The 491-nt window shown below is 44.6% G+C and carries 1 pseudogene; it reads left to right on the forward strand.

From position 1 onward, the window contains the following. Positions 1-491 (forward strand): annotated as a pseudogene (locus ULO1_RS07780) (phage portal protein); the annotation flags it as partial.

Consider the following 491-nt stretch of genomic DNA (forward strand, 5'->3'; position numbering starts at 1 on the left):
CCGTGGGGATTTATCCCGATAGTACATTTCAAAAACGAACCGGAAGAAACGGAGCTTTTCGGTACCAGTGAGCTGGAGGCGGTAGAGCCCTATTTGAAGGCATACCATGATGTTATGCTTCACGCCATACAGGGTAGTAAGATGCACTCAACACCAAGGCTTAAACTTAAACTCAAGAATGTAGAAAATTTTATTCAAAACAACTTCGGACAGCAAGTACTTGATCAGGTTAAAAGAGGAGAGCAAGTCAGCATTAATCTTCAAGGTCATGAACTCCTAATTTTTACTGACGAAGAAGATGCAAGCTTTATCGAGGCCCGCTCGGCCATTGGTGATACTGAAGCTATTTTGAAGCTTTTATTCTACTGCATTGTAGACGTTTCTGAAGTGCCAGAGTTTGCCTTTGGCGTTCATACTCCTTCCAGCCATGCCAGCGTGAAAGAGCAGATGCCGCTCCTAATCCGTAGAGTGGCCAGGAAGCGTGAAATGGT

This window comes from Carboxydocella sp. ULO1 (assembly GCF_002049255.1).
Classification (GTDB): Bacteria; Bacillota.